Genomic DNA, 21,040 nt, shown 5'->3' with positions numbered 1-21,040 from the left:
GCTACTCGCCCCCGTCCTTCTTCTCCTCGTTGAGGAACACCAGCGCCCTGGTCGCTTTATCGATCTTGAAACACAGGCTGCCGTTCGTGCCGGTGGTGTAGAGCGGCACCTTGGCCGTGGGCAGGGGGGTGAGGAAGTAATGGGTACCACTCCCGCTGACCCACATCCCGATCTCGTGGTCCTTGGCCGTACGGCCCGCGGCGTTCTGCACGTTCCGGTGCCGGGAGATGATCCTGCCCTTGGGCAGCGAGTCCTTCTCGACCCGGTAGCCCGTGCTGACGACGACGAACTCGGCGTTCGCCCCCGCGACGAACTTGTGGTGGGAGGAGGTGACGCTGCCGTGATGGCCCACCTGGAGGATCGCCAGGTTCTTCACGCGGTCGCTCTCGGTGGCCCGTTCGAGGCGCTCGTAGCGGATGTACTGCTCGGTGCTGGTCGTGCCGTCGCCGCAGATCAGGATCTTCTTGCCGAAGACCTCGACCAGGGTGATCACGCTGCCCCGGTTGGTGAAGTCGCTGGGATCGTTCCGGTAGTTGTAGTGGACTCCGGCGGCCAGCAGGGTCACCGTGCAGTCGGTCTCGGTGTGAATGACGTATCCGCCCCGCGCGTCGAGTCTGCCGACGGTGGGGGTCGCCGCGCTCGCCACCTCGTCGCCGTTGACCGTGGACACGATGGTCTCGGTGATGCCGGCCAGGTTCGCCTCCTCGGCGGCGCTCTCCAGCGAGTCCACCTCGAAGTTGTCGGCGTCGAGGCTGCCCGCCGCCAGCACGCCCGGCGTCGTCTTCTTGACCGCCTTGCCCTTCTTGGGAGCGGAGGGCCGCGTCACCGTGTGCATGAGCAGCACCTTCCGAGTCAGCGACGGGTTGTCGTCCATGCGCTGGAGCAGCCAGCCCGTGAGGTTGTCGCTCCCGATCTGCAGGCTGTAGGCCGCCGTCTCGTCGCTGTGGTAGAGCACCCCGATGCCGAGATAAGTGTTGATCCTGACACCGGTCTTCTCGTCCGTGACCGTCCCGGTGTAGAGGCCGTCGTCGATCTTGTTGTAGTGGTCGGTGTTCGGGTGCGTGAAGATCAGGTAGTCGAGCTGCCTGGCCCTGCCCAGGTGCCGCGGATGGTGGATCACCCCTCTGATCCGCTCCAGGTACTTCTTGCTCTTCGCGGCGCTCCTGTCGGTCCCGTCGACCTTCGGGTCGTAGGGCTCCCGGTCGGACTCGGTGGCGTCCGATCCGCAGTCGACCATCAGGGTGTTCCCCGCGGGGGTGGTCATGATGGCGCAGTCGCCCTGGCCCATCTGGACGAAGGAGATGTAGAAGTTGCCGTCTCCCCTCTCCCCCGGAGCCGCGAGGACGGCGCGGTTCTCCGCCATCCGCGCCAGCCGCTTGGACTCCTCCGCCGCGTTGTCGGCCTTCCGCTTCGTCTTCGCCTTCTTCACGGTCTCGGCGTGATCGAGCCAGGACTCGCTCTCCGCCAGGAGCCTGTCGGCCTCGGAAATGCTGCGCCTGCGTTTCTGCGGCATCCTCTCCCGCCTCTCACTTTGCCACGGGCACGAGTCGGAACCGCTGCATGAGGTTGTTCTGGTTGGGCTGTTCCAGCCCGACGACGTACGGCCGTGCGGTGCCGTTCTGGATCTGGAACGGCGAGGCGGTCGCCCGGATCTCGTCGTTGTAGAGGGTCACGGTGAGCGTGCCGGCGGCCAGCCTCCTGAGGATCTGGAGCTCGGCTTCGCCGATCGTCGTGCCGCCGAGGGTCAGCGAGCTTCCCTTGAGCCCGGCGGCGTAGACGTCGGTCAGACTCGTGGAGTCGCCGGCCCAGAGGAAGAAGAAGCCCTCCGGGCGGCCCTGGATGAGGTGCCAGAAGCGGTTCGACTGGTGGAACCGGATGGCGGGATAGACGGTCGCGGACTGCTGTTCCTGGTACAGCTCCAGGAAGACCTGCGATCCGGTGCCCGGGAGTCCCGCGGCTCGGCGTAGCTGCAGATGGCTGTTCGCGGCGACGACGGTCAGCTTCCCGCCCGCGTCGACGGGGGTGGTGCTCGTCGCCCCGACGATCACCCGGCCGCTCGCCGGGTTGAGGGCCAGCACCGCGTTCGGCCCGGACTGCAGCCAGGCGTGGTCGGCGCCGTACCCGATCTTGAGGGAACCGGCCTTGGGCGGGCCGATCAGCAGCGTGCCGTTGGTGGTGGGAGCGAGCACGGTGTCGACGACGTGCAGTTTCGCGGCGGGCGCGAGGATGCCGACGCCGGTGGACGAGCCCGAGAAGGCCAGCGGCCGCCGGTCCGCCTCCAGGGTCTGCGCGCCGTCGCGGTAGCCGGGGATGTTCTCGTAGCCGACCACGATGCCGGCCCGGCCGGGGTCACGGAGGCCGACGACCCCCGCCACGGTGATGACGACGGCCTTGCCGGGGGCCAGGTCCACGCCGGCGACCGGGTAGAGCGTCCACGAGGCGCGGGTGCCGAGGTCGTGGGCGACCTGGCCCCATCCGGCGGTGGAGACGCCGGGGGTCGTCACGGTGACCGAGACGCCGGCGGCGCTCTCGGCCAGCGCCCAGTCGTTGCCGTCCGCGCCGACGTCGAAGGTGACGGTGAACAGCGAACCGCCCTTGCCGGGGCCGCCGCCCGCCAGCGTGACCGTGGTGTCGGTGGAGGTGTTGGCGACGTACAGGGTGAGGGTGCTCGGGGTGACGCCGTCGTTCAGCACGGTGTCACCGGCCGCGAATCCCATGACCAGCGGGATGTCCGGGCGGCCCCGGTGGTTGACGACGTCGAGGTACTGCAGGCGGGTGCCGGTCAGTTCGGCGGTCTCCCCCGCGGATCTCAGCCGCTGGTAGTCGAACTCGATCCGGGTGCCCCGGCTGCCGCCGCCCGGGTCGGCGCTCAGGCCGGTCAGCGGCACGTCGACCCAGGCGCCCGGCGCGATCGGCGCGGCGTTCGTCGCCACCAGGTAGAGCGCGGTGCCGTCGGCGGCGGCCTGCGCCGCCCAGCCGGAGGCGCCGGAGGAGACGGCGGTGGGGGTGGCGAGCACGCCGGGACGCAGCCGCGCGGCCACGTGGAAGTTGGATGGGGCCGGGGGCGCCCCCAGCCGCAGGAACTCGATGTTCTGCCGGGAGCTGTTGGTGAGCCGCAGCCGCATCGGCTGGCCGACCGGATCATTGTCGATGAACAGCACCGGCTGCTCGTCGAGGTTCAGCAGCTCCAGGTCGAGCGGGTGGGTCCGCACGTACGCGGCGAGGGTCGAGCTGTCCTCGGCCATGTCGCGCTGGATCTCGGCGGCCGTGAGCGCGCCGTCGTACACCCGGACGTGGGCGTACCGGCCGGCGGTGTAGATCTTGCGCGCGAGGTCGGCGCCCACCACGAGCGGGGTCGGGTCGCCCTGCTGACGGGTGCCGGGATAGTCCCACTCGCCGGCCGCCTCACCGTTGACGTAGATCCGCGCGGTGGCGGCGTCGTTGGTGACCGCGATGTGCTGCCAGGCGTTCCACGCGAGCAGCCGCGGCGGGGTCGTGTGCGTGTTGCCGGCTCTCTCCTGGGTGACGAACCGGTGCTCGACCGAGCCGTCGGGATTGATGTTGATCACCAGGTCGACGCTGTTACGCCGGTTCACGAGAGGGGTGGCCGCGGCCGGTGGCCGGTCGGTCCGGACCCACAGCTCCACCGTGTACCGGGAGACGGCCATCCCCCTGCCGCCCGCGGGGGTCACGTACTGACCGCTGCCGGTGAACGCCAGGGCGCTGCCGAACTGCTCGTCCGGCACGGCCTTCGCGTCCCCGCTCACCTGCCCCAGGATGCCGTGGCCGGAGGCGTCGAAGACGGTGCGCTGGCCGGACATCTCGTCGAGCGGCCAGTGCAGGATCAGGTTCGCGCTCACTCGGGCTCCTTGGGCGAGGGGGACAGTACGCTGCTGGCCTGCTCGTGGAGCCTGCCGATCAACTCGAAGACGCGGACGTACGGCAGGTTGCCGAGGGCTTCGAGGATGAGGTTGACCTCCGCGAGCGTCAGGCTCAGCGGGATCTCCTTGTCGTCGGGAATCACGGGGTCCTCGTTCAGGTCGTGCCGCCGGAGCCGGGCCGGATCGTGAGCCAGCCCTCCCGAGCGGTCAGGTCGGCGGGGAAATGGGCGTCCAGCGCGGAGACGTCCAGGTCGGCGGTGATCCAGGCGGTGCCCTGCTTCTCCCGCCAGGCCCACCGGCGGCCGGGCACGTCGGGCACCGGCAGGCCGAGCCGGTCGGCGTCACCCAGCACGGGAGCCGTGAAGACGTCGAGTTCCATCGCGTCGAGGGCGGCGGCGTACTGGACGGCGTCCAGGCCGGCCGAGGCGACCGGGAGGACGCCGCTCACGGCGTGCGCCCTCCCGCGCGGGTCGAGCAGCAGCGCCATGCGGACGGGGGGCAGGTCGATCGACTGGTGCAGCGTCGCCTGGGCCAGGAAGTCGCCGGTGGGTCTGCCCTCCTCGTCGAGGAGCCACAGTCCGGCCACGCCGTCGCCCCATCGGCCGGGCTGGCCGATCCGCACCGGGAACAGCACGTCGGTGACCGCGTTGGTCTCCCGCCCGTAGCGCCGCATGTCCTCCCGGAACACGTTCCAGTCCTGGTGCACGGCCGGCAGGCCCTTGATCTGGAGATCCAGCTCGGCCCGTACGACCGCCAGCGGCCGGGCGGTCAGCAGCGCTCCCGCCGGGGTGTCGTTCTCCGGGTCGATCGAGGCCAGCGCGTCCGACAGCGCCGCCAGCACGTCCCCTACCGCGTCCGGCCCGGCCTCACGCAACCGCGTCACGATCGCCCGCAGGGTCGGGTCGGCGATGGCGCCGGGATCGGCGACCGTGCTCCCTGGAACCGGGCTCCAGCGGGCCCGGCTCCCCTCGGCGACCGCGCCCAGCGCGCCGAGCACGGTCCCGTCGGCGGCGTGGACCGCCAGCGTGTCGTCCAGATCGGACGGCACCAGCCAGCCGCAGACCGGCGACATGCCCGGCAGGTCGCCCGCCTCGTCGTCGCGGGTGGCGTTCAGCAGGTGGAACCGCATCCGGGCGGGCTGGGCCAGCCGGGGCGGGAGCGCAACCCACGCGGGGTGATCGGGCACCCGCAGCCGCTCGGTGGTGCCCGTCGGGTCGGTGCCGACGTCGTGCACCAGGCCGAAGTTGTCGACCAGCCGGAGCCGCAGCAGCCGCATCGCCCCGGCCCGGATGGGGTTGAAGTCCGTCAGCGGCCGGGGCGCCGACCGCACCTCGTCGCCGACCGCGTCGACCACCCGCTGAGCGAACGCCTGGTAGGCGGGGAAGTTGACCGGATCGGCGATCGGAAGCTGGCGCACCAGCCGCCGCATCACCAGCGCGTCGTTGAACCCGCCGAGCGACTGGGACAGGTTGCCGTCCTCGTGCGCGGCCAGGTGGCGGTAGGCCGCGATCAGGTGGAGCAGCCGCGCCTGGCGGTCGTCGCCGGACTCGTACCAGGTGAGGACGGCCTCCGGCGAGCGGGCGAAGTCGTCCGGCGTGATCGGCGGGTGGCCCGTGTTGTACGCCGGGAGGATCGCGCCCGCCAGGTAGGTGAGGATCCGCTCCGACAGCACCGGCCGCGCCCCCGACGACAGCACAGTGGTTCCCGCGTACACGTTGGCGCCCTTGTCGAGCGGCATGCCCGAGGACACCAGGTCGGCCTCGCCCGGCGGCAGGTCGTAGCCGTTGACGACGAAGTACGGCGCGTAGTCCCGCTGGTCGGCCGCGAGGTTGTCGCCGACGGCCACCGGGAAGTATTCGGCCTCCCACTGGAGCAGCACCGGGTGCCACGGGTCGGTCCGCCACGCCTGCGCGGGGAAGCGGCCGTCCACCGCGGCCCGTACGCCCGCGAGGGCCGCGGCCGAGGCCGGTTCGGGCACGTCGGCGAGCACGCACGACAGGGTGCCGTCGGCGCCGTGCCGGTCGGTCGGGGTCGCGGCGGGACCGGTGAACAGCACCACCGGCTCCCTCGGCCGCCACCATGGGGGCGCCGGGACCCGTTCGAGCGCGAACTCGGTCTTCGCGGCGGCCGCGGCCGTGTTGACGGCGCCGAGCGCCGTCACCAGGTTCTTGATCGCACCGCCCAGCACATGGGCCCGGCTGGTGCCCTGGCCGGCCGGCGGGAAGACGCCGGTGGCGGCGTCGTACGCCTGGATCCAGGTGATCTGCCGGTCCAGGAAGAAGGCCACCTCGTCGGGGTCCGGATAGCCGTCGCGGGTGGCGTCGTCCGGGTAGACGCAGATCAGGTACTTGTGCCAGTCGGCGAACAACCGGTCGCGCAGGCTGACCAGGACGTCGCGGGCGTCGTCGTAGTCCCGCTGGGCCCGGTTGACCTCGTCCAGGAGATCGGCGACGGACTCGGGAAGCGTGATCGCCTCCCTCGCCTGTTTCTGCTCGGCGGTGACCCCGTCGTTGTCGTCCCTGCGGCGTACGGTCCAGCGCAGGCCGCCGGGGATCGGGTCGAACGTCGCGGTGTGCCGCGCCTCCGACAGCCGGACCTCCAGGTCGGAGGCCCTCGACTCCAGGTCGCCGGCGAAGGCCAAGGCCTCCAGGAGGTTCTCGATCCCGTCGGGGTCGCCGGCGTCCAGGGTGGGGCCGATGGAGGCGGCGAGCGCCTCGGTGGGGCTGTGGCCGACGTAGACGCCGGTGCCCGCGTTCACGAGCAGCGGGTTGGAGGTGTCCCCGGCCGGGGCGAAGGTCAGCTTCGCGTAACAGACAGTCCGGGCGATCGGCCCAGAACGGGATGGAACGCTCCAACCGAAGCGATCGAGAACCTCGGCCAAGGGAGCCGAGGGGTTCGCCACGGGGTCCTGGGTGAGGGTGCCGTACCAGCCGACGACGTCGTAGGAGACGTCCTGCGGCGGCGTGGTGAAGTCGGGGTCGTGGCAGCCGAAGACGCTGTGACAGTTCGGGTAGAAGGCGGCGAACACCGGGTCGCCGTGACCCACCGCGGTCAGCTCGGGCAGGTACTCGCCACCCCCCACCGGCCACTGGTCCAGGCGGATCCGGCGGCCCAGGTAACGGTAGGGCCGGGTGCCGGGCGCCGGGGGCTCGGTGCGGGGGTGAACGGTGCCGCTCAGGTTGTCGTCGGACACGTGGTCGCTCTCGACCACCCACTGGGCGTCGATCGTCCCGGCCCGGGTCCGGGTCACCAGCCAGCGGTTCGGGACGGCCGTGACCCGCGTCCGCCCGTTCTCGTCCTGGGTGAGCCGGGTCAGCGCGTCCGGCAGGGACCAGTGGAGGTGGACCCCGGCCTTCAGGCGGAACGGCCGGTCGTCGAACGGGGCGGACAGTATCGCGCCGCTGAGATAGGGAAGCCCGGCGTTGTGGTCGCGGCCGTCCGGGCCCACATGCGGAAGGAGGGTGAAGTCGGCTTCGGGACCGGCCACGTCGCGGTCCTCGGGCAGGCAGAGGGCATCGAGATGGACCGGTACGACAAGCGCTGTCGCCATGCGGGAGGAGTCCTGTCAGAAGTGATCATTGGATCATTCGACTGGAGGCTATATCGATCACGATGTTTCGTATAGCTATACATAGCGGCTAGGTCGTCCTCACTGCGCGCTCCCCGTCGCCGGCCGCCGATAGCCTCTCGTGCGGACAAATCGGGAGGTCATGTGCCAGAACTACTCATGGGGCTCAGCCTGGGGCTGGGGGCGGGCGTCATGCCCGGGGCGCTGCTGACGCTCGTCATCACGGCCAGCCTGCGCGGCGGCTTCCGCGCGGGCGTGCGCCTGGCCTGCGTGCCGCTGCTGTCGGACCTGCCCGTGGTGCTGCTCGCCGTGACGGCCGTCGGGGCGCTGCCGGAGGCGCTGCTGCGCGTGCTGTCGGTGTGCGGCGGCCTCTACGTGGTCTATCTGGGTGTGGAGACGCTGCGCGAGGCCCGTACGGCGCTGCCGCCCCGGCCCGGCGAGGACGCGCCGTCCTCGGCGCGGGAGATCCTGCGCGGGGTGGTGGTGAACCTGCTCAACCCGCACCCCTGGCTGTTCTGGATCGCGGTGGGCTCGCCGGTGTTCGTCGCGGCCTGGGACCGGGCCCCGGCGTACGCGCTGGGCTTCACCGGGGCCTTCTACCTGGTCCTGGTCGGTTCCAAGGTGGCGCTGGCGGGGGCGGTGGGGGCCGGCAGGCACCGGCTGACCCCCCGCGGCTACCGCCTGCTGCTCGGCGCGAGCGGCGTGCTGCTGGCCGCCGTCGGCGTCGTGCTCATCGTCCGAGGGCTGGCTCCCCGGGCTTACTCCTAGGATTCGCCACCCGGCTCCGCCGGTATCCGTACAGGAAGTAGACGACCGTGCCCACGGCCATCCAGACGAAGAAGCGGATCCAGGTCTCCACCGGCAGGTTGAGCATCAGGTAGGCCGAGGCCAGCACCGAGGCGATCGGCACCAGCGGCACCAGCGGGGTGCGGAAGGAGCGCGGCAGGTCGGGACGGGTCCTGCGCAGGATCACCACCGCGACCGCGACGATCACGAACGCGAACAGCGTGCCGATGTTCACCAGCTCGGCGATCGCGCTGAGCGGGATCAGCGCAGCGAGCAGCGCGGTCACCACGCCGATGACGATGGTGATCCGGTACGGCGTGCGGAACCTGGGGTGGACCCGGGCGAGGGAGCGGGGCAGCAGGCTGTCGCGGCACATCGCGAACAGCACCCGGCTCTGGCCGAGCATGAGGGTCATCACGACCGTGGTGAGACCGGCGATGGCCCCGACACTGATCAGGGTCGCCATCCAGGACTGGCCCACCGACCGGAACGCGTCGGCGAGCGGGGCCGACTCGCTGAGCTCGGAGTAGTGCTGCATGCCGACGACCACGAGCGAGACCACCACGTAGAGGATCGTGCAGACGACGAGGGAGGCGATGATCCCGATCGGCAGGTCGCGCTGCGGGCGGCGGGTCTCCTCGGCGGCGGTCGCCACGACGTCGAAGCCGATGTAGGCGAAGAACACCAGCGCCGCGGCGGTGAAGACGCCGAAGACTCCGTAGGCGACCGGCTGCACGCCGAACAGCACCTGGATGAGGGGCGCCTTCAGCCCCTCGTCGGGAGGAAGCTGGTGCGCCGGCGGGACGAACGGCTGGTAGTTGCCCCCCTTGATGTAGAACAGCCCGGCGATGATCACGAGCAGCACCACGGCCAGCTTGATCGCCACCATGGCGCCGTTGAACCTGATCGACATCTTGATCCCGGCCACCAGCACCCCGGTCAGCAGGAGCACGATCACGGCTGCGGGGATGTTGAAGACGGCGTGGTCACCGGCGAGGGACGGCGGCAGATCGATGCCGAAGTTCTTCAGCAGCGAGGCGAAGTAGCCCGACCAGCCCGAGGCGACCACCGCCGCGCCGAGCGCCAGCTCCAGCATCAGGTCCCAGCCGATGATCCAGGCCGGGAACTCGCCGATCGTGGCGTACGCGTAGGTGTAGGCCGATCCGGCGACCGGGACCGTGGCGGCGAACTCGGCGTAACACAGGGCCGCGAGGGCGCACACCACCCCGGCGACCACGAAGGAGATCGCGACCGCCGGGCCGGCCGTGTTGCGCGCCGCGACGCCGGTCAGCACGAAGATGCCGGTGCCCACGATGACCCCGACGCCGAAGACCGTCAGGTCGAGGGCGCTCAGCGTACGCCTGAGCCGGTGCTCGCCGCCCTCGGCGTCCTCGATGGACTGTTCTACCGGTTTCGTCCGGAAAACGTTCATCCGCAGGCTCCTCACGTCGATGACCTGCAGACTTCCCGGTCGGACCGGTATTACGCATGGTGATCAGTCAGTCGGATGTACCAACCTGGCCGGGTGGCTCTCCATCACCTGCGAGCGCCGCGCGACGGCCTCGGTGATCTGGCGGGCGAGGTCCTGCCCGGTCAGGCCGACGTCGGAGAGGATCTTGGCCCGCTTGGCGTGGTCGAGGAACCGCTGCGGGACGCCGTAGGTCCGCACCGGCACGTCCACGTCGGCGTCGCGCAGCAGGCGCGCCACGGCGTCGCCCACGCCGCCGACCCGGCCGTTGTCCTCCACCACCGCGACCAGCCGGTGCGCCGAGGCGGCGAGCACGAGGGCCTTGTCCAGCGGCTTCACCCAGCGCGGGTCGACCACCGTTGCCGAGATGCCCTGCGCGTCGAGCAGGGTCGCGGCCTCCAGGCAGAGCTCCGCCATCGGGCCGACCGCGACGAGCAGCACGTCGGCGTCCCCGGCGCGCAGCACGTCCATCTCGCCGAGCTTGCCGACCGCGTCGACGTCCGCGGGCAGCGCGCCCTTGGGGAAGCGGACCACCGTCGGGCCGTCCTCGATCCTGACCGCCTCGGCCAGCAGTTCGCGCAGCCGCGCGCCGTCGCGGGGGGCGGCGACCGACAGCCCGGGAACGACCTGGAGGAGTGACAGATCCCACATGCCGTTGTGGCTCGGCCCGTCGTCGCCGGTCACCCCGGCCCGGTCGAGCACGACCGTGACCGGCTGCCGGTGCAGCGCCACGTCCATCAGAAGCTGGTCGAAGGCCCGGTTGAGGAAGGTCGCGTAGACCGCGACCACCGGGTGGAGACCGCCGAACGCGAGCCCGGCGGCGCTGGTGAGGGCGTGCTGCTCGGCGATGCCCACGTCGTAGATCCGGTCCGGGTACGCCTCGGCGAACGCCGCCAGGCCGGTGGGGTGGAGCATCGCCGCGGTGATCGCGACGACGTCCTTCCGCTCCGCGCCGATCTTCACCATCTCGTCGCCGAAGACGTTGGTCCAGCTGTGCGGCCGGGGCCGCTCCTCGCCGGTCTCGACGTCGAAGGGCTGCGGCGAGTGGAAGCAGTCCTCGTCGTGGTTCTCCGCGTGCGCGTAGCCGTTCCCCTTGCGGGTGAGCACGTGCACGATGACGGGCCCGCGGAAGCCCCGGGCGCGGCGCAGGGCCGCCTCCACGGCGCCCTCGTCGTGGCCGTCGATCGGGCCGACGTACTTCAGCCCGAGGTCCTCGAACATGGCCTGCGGGGTCAGGATGTCCTTCAGGCCCTTCTTCATGCCGTGCAGCGTGTCGTACAGCGGCGTGCCGACCACCGGGACCCGGCCGAGGTTGTTCTTCACGAGCTCCAGCACGTGCTCGTACCCCTGGGTCATCCGCAGGGACGACAGGTGCGAGGCGAGGCCGCCGATCGTCGGCGAGTAGGAGCGGCCGTTGTCGTTGACCACGATGATCAGCGGCAGGTCCTTGCGCCCGGCGATGTTGTTCAGCGCCTCCCAGGCCATCCCGCCGGTCAGCGCGCCGTCGCCGATCAGCGCCACCACCGTGCGGTCGGTCTCGCCGCCCAGCACGAACGCCTTGGCGAGCCCGTCGGCGTACGACAGGACGGTGGAGGCGTGGGAGTTCTCGATGAAGTCGTGCTCGGACTCGGCCCGGCTGGGATACCCCGACAGGCCGCCCTCCTGCCGCAGGGTGCCGAACCGCTCGGCCCGGCCGGTCAGCAGCTTGTGCACGTACGACTGGTGGCCGGTGTCGAACAGGATGGGGTCGCGGGGCGAGTCGAAGACCCGGTGGAGGGCGATTGTCAGCTCGACCACCCCCAGGTTGGGGCCGAGGTGGCCGGCGGTCTTCGCGACCGTGGAGACCAGCACGTCGCGAATCTCCTCCGCCAGCGCGGGCAGCTGCCCGGCCTCGAGGCGCTTCACGTCGAGCGGGTCCTTGATCGTCTCCAGAATCCCCACCGTGCATCCTTCCCGCTCGCCATCGAACGGATCGAGTCTAGTTCGACGGAGGCCGGGTGTTACCAGGGGTCGCACTGAACCTCCACAGACCTTCTCCGTAACGACATCTATTCCGCTTTACCCGTCGCCGCCTCCTGCCCTACTCTCATGATCTCGCGAGGGAGTCCGCTTTGAGGCGTTCGAGCCCCTCGCCACCTTTTTCTGACCCTGTTTCTCTGTCCGCTGGGGATGCCCACTCATGATTCGCATAAGCCTCCGTGCTGCCGCCGTCGCGGCCACGGCGGCGGCCACCGTCCTCTCCCTCGCCGGCACGGCGGGCGCGTCCCCGGGCAAGGCCGCCCGGCCCATGCCCAGGGGCCAGGCCGCGCTGACTGCCAACCCCCTGTACAAGACGGGCGAGTTCGACTTCCCCGAGTGCTCGGAGCTGTCCCGCCGCCCCGACGACCTGGACACCTACCGGGTCTACCTCGACCACCTGCTCGACTGCCTCAACAAGTCGTGGGCCGAGGAGTTCCGGCAGGCCGGGCTGAGGTTCTCCCCGCCGAAGGTGCGCTACATCACCAAGAGCGTGCCGACGGGCTGCGGCAAGTACCCGGCGGGCTACGCCGCGGGCATGTACTGCCCCAAGAACGACACCATGTGGATCCTGCTGTACAAGTCGCAGCTGTCCGACCCGACCGAGTTCAACCTGTTCACGGTCATCGCTCACGAGTACGGCCACTACGCGCAGGACCGCGCCGGCATCCTGCCGGAGGTCTACCGGCGCTACCGCACGGTGAGCAAGAAGCGGGCCTACGACCTCACCCGCCGCGTCGAGCTCCAGGCCGAGTGCTTCTCCGGCGCCTTCATCGGCAGCGTGTGGCACTCCCTCGGCCGCGACGAGTTCGACTTCGAGGAGCAGCTCGACTGGATCACCGGCGACGCCGCGCACGGCAAGGCCCGGAGCATCCGTTACTGGCTCAAGCGCGGCTGGATCGGCAACGGCCCGAAGGCGTGCGACACCTTCAGCGCCCCCGCCCGTACGACCGCCTGACGGTTCCGCCTGACGGTCCCCGTCAGGCGGGGCCGAGACGCGACAGCGCCTCCAGGGGGTCGGCGAGCACCTGCGTGAAGGCCAGCTCGGCGGCCCCCATCAGCGTCGCGTCGTCGCCCAGCGCCGTGGTGCGCAGCCGCAGCCGCTCCCGCGCCGCCGACAGCGTCCCGGTGGCGATCCGGCTGCGCACCTGGGCCGCCGAGCCGAGGTAGATCTCCCTGAGGATGCCGCCGAAGACGACCATCTCGGGGTTGAAGACGTTCACGAGGTTGGCGACGCCGAGGCCGAGCCAGCCGCCCACGTGGGCGAGGGCCTCCTGGGCCCGCACGTCGCCCCGGTCCGCCGCGTCGACCACCGCCCGCACCGCGTCCCTGCCGATCATCTCGCCGTACCGGCCGGCGTGCTCCATCAGGGCGGGCTCCCCCACCTCGGCCTCCAGGCAGCCGCGGGAGCCGCAGCCGCACCGGCGGCCGTCGGGGTTGACCACCATGTGGCCCACCTCGCCGCCGTACCCGCCGTGCCCGCCGAGAAGCTGGCCGTTCACGATGATGCCGCCGCCGATGCCCACGTCTCCGTGCAGGTAGACCAGGTCGCGGCAGCCGATCCCGATCCCGCGGGTGTGCTCGGCGAGCGCGCCGAGGTTCGCCTCGTTGCCCACCGCCACCGGCATGCCGAGCGCGAGGCGCCGGGTCAGCTCCTCCCGCAGCGGCGTCTCCACGGCGCCGATGTTCGGCCCGAGCCTGACCACGCCGTCGGAGCGGCGGACCACGCCGGAGACCCCCGCGGCCGCGCCGACGCAGATCGTGTCCTCCCGCGTCCGGCGCCGCATCTGCCGGGCGAAGCCCGCCAGGGTGCCCGCGACCTGCGTCAGGTCGAAGGGCCCGCGCTCCCGCCTGGTCTCGCGGCGGTCGAGGATCACGCCGCCGAGGCCGATGCGGGCGGCGGCCAGCCGGTCCACCCCCACGTCGAAGGCGAGCACGTAGACGCGGGCCGTCTCCGGGCGGACGACCAGGGACGGCCGCCCCGCCCTTCCGGTGTCCCTGGGCAGTTCCTCCCGGACGAGCCCGGCCGCCGTGAGGTCGGCCGTCAGGGCCATGATGGTGCTGCGGTTGAGCCCCATCAGCGAGGTCAGCTCGGCCCGCGAGGTGGGCCCTCCCACGTGGACGTGCCGCAGCAGCGTCCCGAGGTTGTGCTTGCGGATCTCCTCCTGTGAGGGACCTGCGCGCATCATCGGAACGGCCTCGGACTTCCGTGGGGGGTGGGGGTCAGAGGCCCGGAAGGCCTCTGGGACTTGATCGGAGAGCGGAGCCCGCCCTGTCAGCGGCCGGTGGCCGCCGAGCGTTTGCGGGACAGCGCGTCCACACCCGCGGCGAGCAGCAGCACCGAGCCGGTCACGACGAACTTGACGCCGGCGCTGTAGCCCATCAGGCCCATGCCGTTCTCGATCACCGCGACCACCGCGCCGCCGAGCACCGCGTCGAGCGCCCGGCCCTTGCCGCCGAAGAGGCTGGTGCCGCCGATGACGGCCGCGCCCACCGCGAACAGCAGCACGTTGCTGCCGCCCGTGTTGGGGTCGACCGAGTTGGCCCGGGACGCCGCGATGATGCCGCCGATCGAGGCCATGAAGGAGCAGATGACGAAGGCGGAGATGCGGATGCGGTCCACGTTGATGCCGGCCCGGCGGGCGGCCTCGGCGTTGCCGCCGACGGCGTAGATGTGCCGGCCGTACGCCGTGCGCCGCAGCACGAAGGTCCAGATGATCAGCAGGATGACGATCAGCGGGACGACGATCGGCACGCCCTTGAGCGACACGATGGCCGTGCGGCTGCGCTCCAGGTTGAGCATGTACACCGCGGCGCCCGCGATGACGGCGAGCGCCGCGACGCGGGCGGCGATCACCGCCATGGGCGCGGCGACCAGGCCGCGCGCGGCCCGGCGGCGCGCCTGCACGAACTGGATCGCGGCGTAGGCGGCGACGCCCACTGCGGTGGCGATCCAGCCGGCGGCCGGCGGCACGTTCTTGTTGGCGATCGCGAGGATCGTCTCGTCGCGGATCGAGATGTTGGTGCCGTTCTTCACCAGCAGCAGGACGACGCCCTGGAAGGCGAGGAACGCCGCCAGCGTGACCACGAAGGACGGGATGCCGAGCTTGGCCACCAGCGACCCGAGGACCAGGCCGATGACCGCGCCGGTGACCATCGCGGTCAGCACCGCGAGGTACCAGGGCCAGCCCTGGAAGGTCAGCAGCACGGCGAGCACCGCCGCGCAGACGCCGCTCGCGAAGCCGGCGGACAGGTCGATCTCGCCGAGGAGCAGCACGAAGATCAGGCCCATGGCGATGACGGCGACCGCCGCGCCCTGGGTGAACAGGTTGGCGAAGTTCAGCGCCGACAGGAACGACGGCCGCAGGACCGAGAAGACCACGCACAGGATGATGAGACCGAAGACGGCGGGGAGCGCGCCCAGCTCACCGCCGCGCACCCGCTCGACGTAGCCCCTGACGTGCGTGCCGATCGCGGAGTCGGCGTTCTCCTGCTTGGGGAGCGTTTCGGTTGTCATGATGCCGCTCCGATGCCGTTCCCGATGCCGAGCTCCCCGCTGCGCCCGGAGGTGATGAGTTCCACGACCTGCGAGTGGGTCACCTCGGAGGCCTTCACCTGGGCCGCCATCCGTCCCAGGTAGAGCGCCGCGATCCGGTCGGACACGGCGAAGACGTCGTTCATGTTGTGCGAGATGAGCACCACCGCGAGGCCCTTGTCGGCCAGGCGGCGGACCAGCTCCAGCACCTGGGCGGTCTGCGCCACGCCGAGGGCGGCGGTCGGCTCGTCGAGGATGACGACCTTGCTGTTCCACAGCACGGCCTTGGCGATGGCCACCGTCTGCCGCTGGCCGCCCGAGAGGCTGGAGACGTGCTGGCGCAGCGACTTCACGGTGCGCACCGAGAGCCCGGCCAGGGTCTTGGCCGCCATCTCCTCCATCGTGTCCTCGTCCAGGACGAGCCCGCTCTTGCGCTCGCGGCCCAGGAACATGTTCTGCACGATGTCGAGGTTGTCGCAGAGGGCGAGGTCCTGGTAGACGATCTCGACGCCGAGCTCCGCGGCGTCCCTGGGCCCGCTCACGTGGACCCGCTCGCCCTCGAAGAGGTACTCGCCCGAATCGATCGGGTGGATTCCGCCGATGCACTTGACCAGCGTTGACTTGCCGGCGCCGTTGTCGCCGACCAGTGCGGTCACCTCTCCCGGATGGACCGAGAAGGCGACGTCGTGAAGGACCTGCACGGGGCCGAAGCTCTTGTTGATGCCGCGCAGTTCCAGGATCGGTCCCTGGGACACGATGGGCTTCTCCGTAGATCTATGGGCCGGTACGGCGCCGTCCTCGGGGCCGCCTCTCGCCGCTCCGAGCGGTGCGGGGCGCCCTGGAAGGGGCGCCCCGCACGGTGCTCGTCGCGGCTCAGCCGGTCACCCCTGGGGGGTTCGCGCCGCCGTACGCACCCGGTGGGTGGGGTGGGTTAGCTGATACCGGCCTCTTTGCACTTGTCGGCGAAGTCGCCGGTGCACAGCTCGTCCTTGGTGACGAAGCCGTCGGCGACGACGTCCTTGACGTTGTCGAAGTAGATGGCCTGCGGGTCCAGCAGCACCGACGGCACGTCCCGGTTGCCCTCCGGGTCCTTGACGGAGCCGCTCACCGAGGGCTGCTCACCCTTGGCGAGGCCGATGGCCAGCTGGGAGGCGGCGTCGGCCTCCTTCTTGATGGCCTTGTAGACCGTCATGCACTGGTCGCCGGCGAGGATGTTCTGCAGGCCCTGCACGGTGGCGTCCTGGCCGGTGACCGGGACCTTGCCGTTGAGGTTCTGCTTCTTCAGCACCGAGATCGCGGCGTTGCCGAGACCGTCGTTGGCGGACAGGACACCGGCGATCTTCGGCTCCTGGGTCAGCATCTGCTCGAAGATCGTGCCGGCCTGGGTGTTGTCCCAGTCCGGAACCGACTGGTCCGGGCCCTTCTTGTAGTCGCCCGAGTCGTACTTCGGCTTGAGGACGCTGTCGTAGCCCTCCTTGAACAGGGTGGCGTTGTTGTCGGTCGGCGAGCCGTTCAGCTCCGCGATGATCGGCTTGTCGGCCTTCTTGTCGGTCAGGCACTTGACCAGGCCCTCGCCCTGCAGCTGGCCGACCTTGTTGTTGTCGAACGACACGTAGTAGGCCGCGCTGCCGCCCAGCGTGAGGCGGTCGTAGTCGATCGTGGCGACGCCCTGCGACTTGGCCTTGTCGAGCACGGCCTTGCCGGTGCCGCTGTCGAGGTTGACGATCATCAGAACGGTGGCGCCGTTGGTGATCATCTGGTCGGCGATCGTCTGGAAGGCGGACTTGTCGCCCTGCGCGTTCTGGATGTCGTACTGGACACCCGCCGTCTTGAACGCCTCCTCCAGGTACTTGCGGTCGGCGGTCTCCCACCGGGCGGACGACTTGCTGTCCGGGAGGATGACGCCGATCTTGCCGGCCTTGGCGTTGTCCGCGGCGGAGGGCGCGGCGCTGCTGCCGCTCTGGGCGGAGGTGTCACCGCTCTCGCCCCCGCAGGCGGTGAGACCGAGGGTGAGCGCCGCGGCGGCGGCGCCGATGCTGAGGATCCCCTTGCGCATGATGCGTGGGTCCTTTCTCTGACTGGGGGTCTATGAGGGGGTGCGGCCGAGCCCGCGCCTTCCCGACGTCTTCGCAGATCCTTCGGGGTCGAGGCGCTCCGGCCACCCGGTACGGCAGTGGCCGGGTCACGGCGTTCACCGCTCCAGGGAATGTTGTTTGAGACAACGTAAGCCCAAAGCCCAGGTGGTGAAAGACACAGGACGGTAACGTTTGTTGTCCGCAGTAACAATCAAGAAACGTGGGATCAACACACGAAGGCGTCCGCCCGCCCGGCCGGAGCCGGTCGGACGGACGCCGGTGTCGGCGATGCCATGGACGGAGGCGTCACCGGTCGGACGGTGAGGTGGTGCGCTTCCAGAACCGGGCGCGCCTCCCGGAGACATGGGATCTATCCGACAGGCAGACGGTACGAACCGCCCCTTCCACGGTCAGGCGCCGGCACCGCCGCCGAGCCGGGCGTGGCGGCAGGCCCGCGGACACGGCGGCGGGAGCCGTGGAACGCACGTCTCCCGCCTAGATAGCACATGCGTGCTCAAGCCTCATCCCGACGATGTGTCATACACACGTTTCATGGGATGACTAGGTCTACTGCTCAGTCCTTCAGGCCGTAGACCCGGGCCGCCGTGCCCCGGAAGACGGCCTCGCGCTCGGCGTCCGGCAGCCCGGCCTCCGCGAGCAGCGCCGAGACGGTCTCGGACCAGCGGGAAAGGGAGCCGGCGAGGAGGCAGACCGGCCAGTCGGAGCCGAACATCAGGCGGCCGGGGCCGAATGCGTCGAGCGCCACGTCGACGTACGGCCGCAGTGCGGCGGCGTCCCAGTCGTCCCAGACCGCCTCGGTGATCAGGCCGGAGAGCTTGGCCGTCACGTTGGGCTCGGCGGCGAGCTCGCGGACGAGCCCCGCCCAGGGTTCGACCTCTCCGGTCGCGACCGGGGGTTTCGCCAGGTGGTCCAGGACGAAGTTCAGCTCCGGCAGGGCGCGCACGGTCTCGATCGCGGCGGGCAGCTGGTGCGGCACGACGAGCAGGTCGTAGACGAGCCCGGCCGCCGCCACCTCCCGCAGCCCGGCGCGCACGTCGTCCCTGGCGAGCCAGCGCGGGTCGGTTTCGCCCTGCACCAGGTGGCGGATCCCGCGCAGCAGGCCGCCGCCGGGCGAGGCGGCCAGGGCGGCGAGCTCGGCGGCGAGATCGGGCCGGGTCAGGTCGGCCCATCCCACCACCCCGGCGACGGTCGGCGAGTCCGCCGCCAGCGCCAGGAACTCGCGCGTCTCCTCGGCGTCGGGCAGGACCTGCACGAGCACGGACCGGCCGACGCCCGCCCCGGCCGCGGCCGAGTCGTAGTCGGCGACGGTGAAGTCGCGGTGGATCGGAGCCATCTGCGGCGGCTCCAGCCAGGTCTGGGGGCGCCGGGACAGATCCCACAGGTGGTGGTGGGCGTCGATCCGTGCGGCGGATGTCTCAGAAGAAGTCACAGGAGGAGTCACAGTGCGTCGTAGGCCTCTCGTGCCAGTTCCCTCAGTGGTCTGCCGGTGGCCTCGGCCAGCGCGGCGAGGTCGTCGTACTCGGGCTTGACCCCCCACGGCCCGTGTTTCATCCGCACGTCCCGGCCGTGCAGGCGCACGGTCTCGAAGTGCCGGGGCAGCGCGACCTTCTCGACCACGCTGCGCCGCAGGCCCAGGCTCCCCGTCTCCGCGAGGACCAGGTTCTGCAGCTCGCCGGCCAGCTCGGGGGGCGCGAGCACGTGCAGGACGTGGGCGGGGCGGCCCTTCTTCATCACGGCGGGCGTGACCCACGCGTCGGCCGCGCCCGCCGCCAGGGCGCGCTCGACGACGTGCCCGAGCACCTCGCCCGTCACGTCGTCGAGGTTCGTCGACAGGACGACCTGGCGGCCGGGCCCGGTCACCGCCTCCGGCTCGGCCACGGGCTCGCCGAGCACGGCGACGGTGACGTTGGGCCGGTCGGGCAGCACGCGCCCGCCCGCGCCGTACCCGGTGGCGCGCAGGACCATCTCCGGAGCCGGGCCGTACGTCGTGCCCGCGGCGCCCAGCAGGGCCGCGCCGGTCGGGGTGACCGCCTCCCCCGCCTCCCCGCCCCGCACCCGCGCCCCCTTCAGGAGGGCGAGCGTGGCGGGGGCCGGGACGGGCAGCACGCCGTGACGTGTGCGGACGACTCCGGCGCCCAGGGGCAGCGGCGCGCAGTGAACACGCGTCACGCGCAGGTCGCGCAGCGCCGCCGCGCAGCCGACGATGTCGACCAGCGTGTCGTGCCCGCCGAGCTCGTGCAGGTGCACCTCGGCGACCGGCTCGCCGTGCAGCGCGGCCTCGGCCTCGGCGATCGCGGTCAGCGCGGCCTCCGCGACGGGCAGCCCGGTGCGGGCCGCCATCGCGAGCAGTTCGGCGGCGCGGCGCTCGGTGGCGTCGTCGTCCACCGTCACCAGCGCCCGGGTGGCGGTAAGCGCGCCGGTGCGCACCCGCTCGGCGTCGAGCCGCCAGCCGGTCAGGCCGGTCTCGGCGACCGCCCGCCGTACGGCGTCGAGCGAGGCGCCGGCGTCGAGCAGCGCGCCGAGCAGCATGTCGCCCGCGAGTCCGGTGAACGGGTTCAGGTAGAGGATCATCGGGGCTCCTCGCCCGCCGGAGACACCTTCGCCGGGGAGGCCCTCCTGGTCAGCCGGTACGCGGCGAGGGCGGCGCCGAAGCCGGAGTCGATGTTCACCACGGTCAGCCCGGCGGCGCAGGAGGTGAGCATGGCCAGCAGGGCCGTCACGCCCTCCAGCGCGGCGCCGTACCCGGTCGAGGTGGGCACCGCGATCACCGGCGTCTCGACGAGACCGCCGACGACGCTGGCGAGCGCGCCCTCCATGCCGGCGACGACGATCACACTGTCGGCCGCGCGCAGGTCACCGGCCGCGGCGAGCACCCGGTGCAGCCCGGCCACCCCGACGTCCCTGATCAGGGTGGTCCGCAGGCCCAGCGCGGAGGCGACGGCCGCCGCCTCGGCCGCGACCGGGCCGTCCGCCGTACCCGCCGTGACCACCGCCACCGTGTGCGCGACCGGCGGCGCGGGCCGCCAGACCAGCAGCCGGGCGCCGGGGTCGTACGCGCCGCCCGGGACGTGCTCGCGCACCTCGGCGGCGGGGCCGGGCTCGACCCGCGTCACCAGGACCGGCCCGGTGTTCCGGGCGAGCAGCGCGGTGACGATCCCGGCGATCTCGCTCACCCGCTTGCCCGGGCCGTACACGATCTCGGGCAGCCCCTGCCGCGCCTCGCGGCCGAGGTCCACCCGGGCGTAGCCGAGGTCGAGTGCCTCACTCATACCGGTACGACGTACCCGATGGTCAGCAGGAGGTTGGCGTAGAGCCGGTCGTCGCCGGTCGCCACCGCGAACGCGACGTCCGGCTCCTTCGCGGCCTCGTAGAAGCCGAACCTGGGCAGGACCTGGATCGGCAGGGAGGGGCCGAGCAGCTCGCGGTAGCGGGCGAACACGCCGGGCTCGCCCCCCTCATCGGGCCGCATCGCGTGCACGGCCTCCAGCGGTACGGCGTCCACCAGGAGTTCCAGGACGTCGTCCACGCGGACCAGCCCGGGGCGCAGGTTGAGGTGGATCACCGGGGCGCCCGTACGCACGTTGGTGGCGTGGGCGTAGTTCGCGTCGGCGAGCAGCACGCGCGAGCCGTGCCCGGTCGCCGCGAGCGCGGCCAGCAGCGGCGGGTGGATCAGGGGATAGCGGAGCACGC

The 21,040-nt window shown here is 71.4% G+C and carries 16 protein-coding genes; 2 read left to right on the top strand and 14 right to left on the bottom strand.

What is annotated here, in order from left to right:
* Position 1 precedes the first annotated feature (1 nt).
* From HHX40_RS08090 to HHX40_RS08075, 4 genes are read right to left on the bottom strand one after another with little or no spacing between them, the layout of a single operon-like run.
* Positions 2–1,513 carry a hypothetical protein gene (locus HHX40_RS08090; protein ID WP_182880037.1) on the bottom strand — a complete coding sequence of 504 codons (1,512 nt, stop codon included), beginning with the start codon at positions 1,511–1,513 and terminating at the stop codon, positions 2–4.
* A 13-nt stretch (positions 1,514–1,526) separates the two neighbouring features.
* The gene (locus HHX40_RS08085) at positions 1,527–3,860 is read right to left on the bottom strand and encodes a LamG domain-containing protein (RefSeq protein ID WP_182880036.1); all 2,334 of its coding nucleotides are present in this window, start codon (positions 3,858–3,860) and stop codon (positions 1,527–1,529) included.
* A complete protein-coding gene (locus tag HHX40_RS08080; RefSeq protein ID WP_182880417.1) occupies positions 3,857–4,024 on the bottom strand; it encodes a hypothetical protein in 168 nt (55 codons plus the stop codon). The genes HHX40_RS08085 and HHX40_RS08080 overlap by 4 nt, the downstream gene beginning before the upstream one ends.
* A gap of 11 nt (positions 4,025–4,035) precedes the next feature.
* Positions 4,036–7,431 carry a hypothetical protein gene (locus tag HHX40_RS08075; RefSeq protein WP_182880035.1) on the bottom strand — a complete coding sequence of 1,132 codons (3,396 nt, stop codon included), beginning with the start codon at positions 7,429–7,431 and terminating at the stop codon, positions 4,036–4,038.
* A gap of 162 nt (positions 7,432–7,593) precedes the next feature.
* On the opposite strand from HHX40_RS08075, the gene HHX40_RS08070 reads away from it, so the two are divergent.
* Positions 7,594–8,217, top strand: coding sequence for a LysE family translocator (locus tag HHX40_RS08070; protein ID WP_138459986.1), 624 nt, complete (start codon positions 7,594–7,596; stop codon positions 8,215–8,217).
* Here the strand turns inward: HHX40_RS08070 and HHX40_RS08065 are convergent.
* Positions 8,180–9,667, bottom strand: coding sequence for an amino acid permease (locus HHX40_RS08065; RefSeq protein WP_310737991.1), 1,488 nt, complete (start codon positions 9,665–9,667; stop codon positions 8,180–8,182). The two genes, HHX40_RS08070 and HHX40_RS08065, sit on opposite strands and share 38 nt — an antisense overlap.
* A 63-nt stretch (positions 9,668–9,730) precedes the next feature.
* The gene (gene dxs, locus HHX40_RS08060; protein ID WP_182880034.1) at positions 9,731–11,644 is read right to left on the bottom strand and encodes a 1-deoxy-D-xylulose-5-phosphate synthase; all 1,914 of its coding nucleotides are present in this window, start codon (positions 11,642–11,644) and stop codon (positions 9,731–9,733) included.
* A gap of 238 nt (positions 11,645–11,882) precedes the next feature.
* Here dxs and HHX40_RS08055 point away from each other — a divergent pair, with 238 nt between their 5' ends.
* On the top strand, positions 11,883–12,677 hold the full coding sequence (locus tag HHX40_RS08055; protein ID WP_138459985.1) for a neutral zinc metallopeptidase: 795 nt from the start codon (positions 11,883–11,885) through the stop codon (positions 12,675–12,677).
* A gap of 22 nt (positions 12,678–12,699) precedes the next feature.
* Here HHX40_RS08055 and HHX40_RS08050 read toward each other — a convergent pair whose 3' ends face one another.
* The 8 genes from HHX40_RS08050 to HHX40_RS08015 all read right to left on the bottom strand — a co-directional run bounded on the left by HHX40_RS08050 (position 12,700) and on the right by HHX40_RS08015 (position 21,038).
* Entirely contained in the window at positions 12,700–13,905 is a 1,206-nt protein-coding gene (locus tag HHX40_RS08050; RefSeq protein ID WP_182880369.1) for an ROK family transcriptional regulator, read from the bottom strand.
* 89 nt (positions 13,906–13,994) lie between these two features.
* Positions 13,995–15,236, bottom strand: coding sequence for a sugar ABC transporter permease (locus HHX40_RS08045; protein ID WP_111698042.1), 1,242 nt, complete (start codon positions 15,234–15,236; stop codon positions 13,995–13,997).
* Positions 15,233–16,009 carry an ATP-binding cassette domain-containing protein gene (locus HHX40_RS08040; RefSeq protein ID WP_182880033.1) on the bottom strand — a complete coding sequence of 259 codons (777 nt, stop codon included), beginning with the start codon at positions 16,007–16,009 and terminating at the stop codon, positions 15,233–15,235. The genes HHX40_RS08045 and HHX40_RS08040 overlap by 4 nt, the downstream gene beginning before the upstream one ends.
* A gap of 176 nt (positions 16,010–16,185) precedes the next feature.
* Positions 16,186–17,310, bottom strand: a complete 1,125-nt coding sequence (locus tag HHX40_RS08035; protein WP_182874261.1) for a sugar ABC transporter substrate-binding protein — start codon at positions 17,308–17,310, stop codon at positions 16,186–16,188.
* Between the two features lie 593 nt (positions 17,311–17,903).
* Positions 17,904–18,779: an amidohydrolase family protein gene (locus HHX40_RS08030; RefSeq protein WP_310737990.1), complete on the bottom strand. Its 876-nt coding sequence runs from the start codon at positions 18,777–18,779 to the stop codon at positions 17,904–17,906.
* An 8-nt stretch (positions 18,780–18,787) separates the two neighbouring features.
* Positions 18,788–19,921 (bottom strand): nickel pincer cofactor biosynthesis protein LarC, encoded by a 1,134-nt coding sequence (larC, locus tag HHX40_RS08025; protein ID WP_182880032.1) that lies wholly within the window; start codon positions 19,919–19,921, stop codon positions 18,788–18,790.
* Positions 19,918–20,619, bottom strand: coding sequence for a nickel pincer cofactor biosynthesis protein LarB (gene larB, locus HHX40_RS08020; protein WP_182880031.1), 702 nt, complete (start codon positions 20,617–20,619; stop codon positions 19,918–19,920). Before larB ends, larC begins: the two co-directional genes overlap by 4 nt.
* Complete coding sequence (locus HHX40_RS08015) at positions 20,616–21,038, bottom strand: RbsD/FucU family protein (protein WP_182880030.1); 423 nt, start codon at positions 21,036–21,038, stop codon at positions 20,616–20,618. Before HHX40_RS08015 ends, larB begins: the two co-directional genes overlap by 4 nt.
* Positions 21,039–21,040 lie beyond the last annotated feature (2 nt).

The organism is Microbispora sp. H10949, assembly GCF_014161435.1.
In the GTDB taxonomy this organism is placed as follows: domain Bacteria; phylum Actinomycetota; class Actinomycetes; order Streptosporangiales; family Streptosporangiaceae; genus Microbispora; species Microbispora triticiradicis.
Note: the sequence above shows the minus strand (reverse complement) of the source record. Positions and strands in the feature narration are given on the sequence as shown.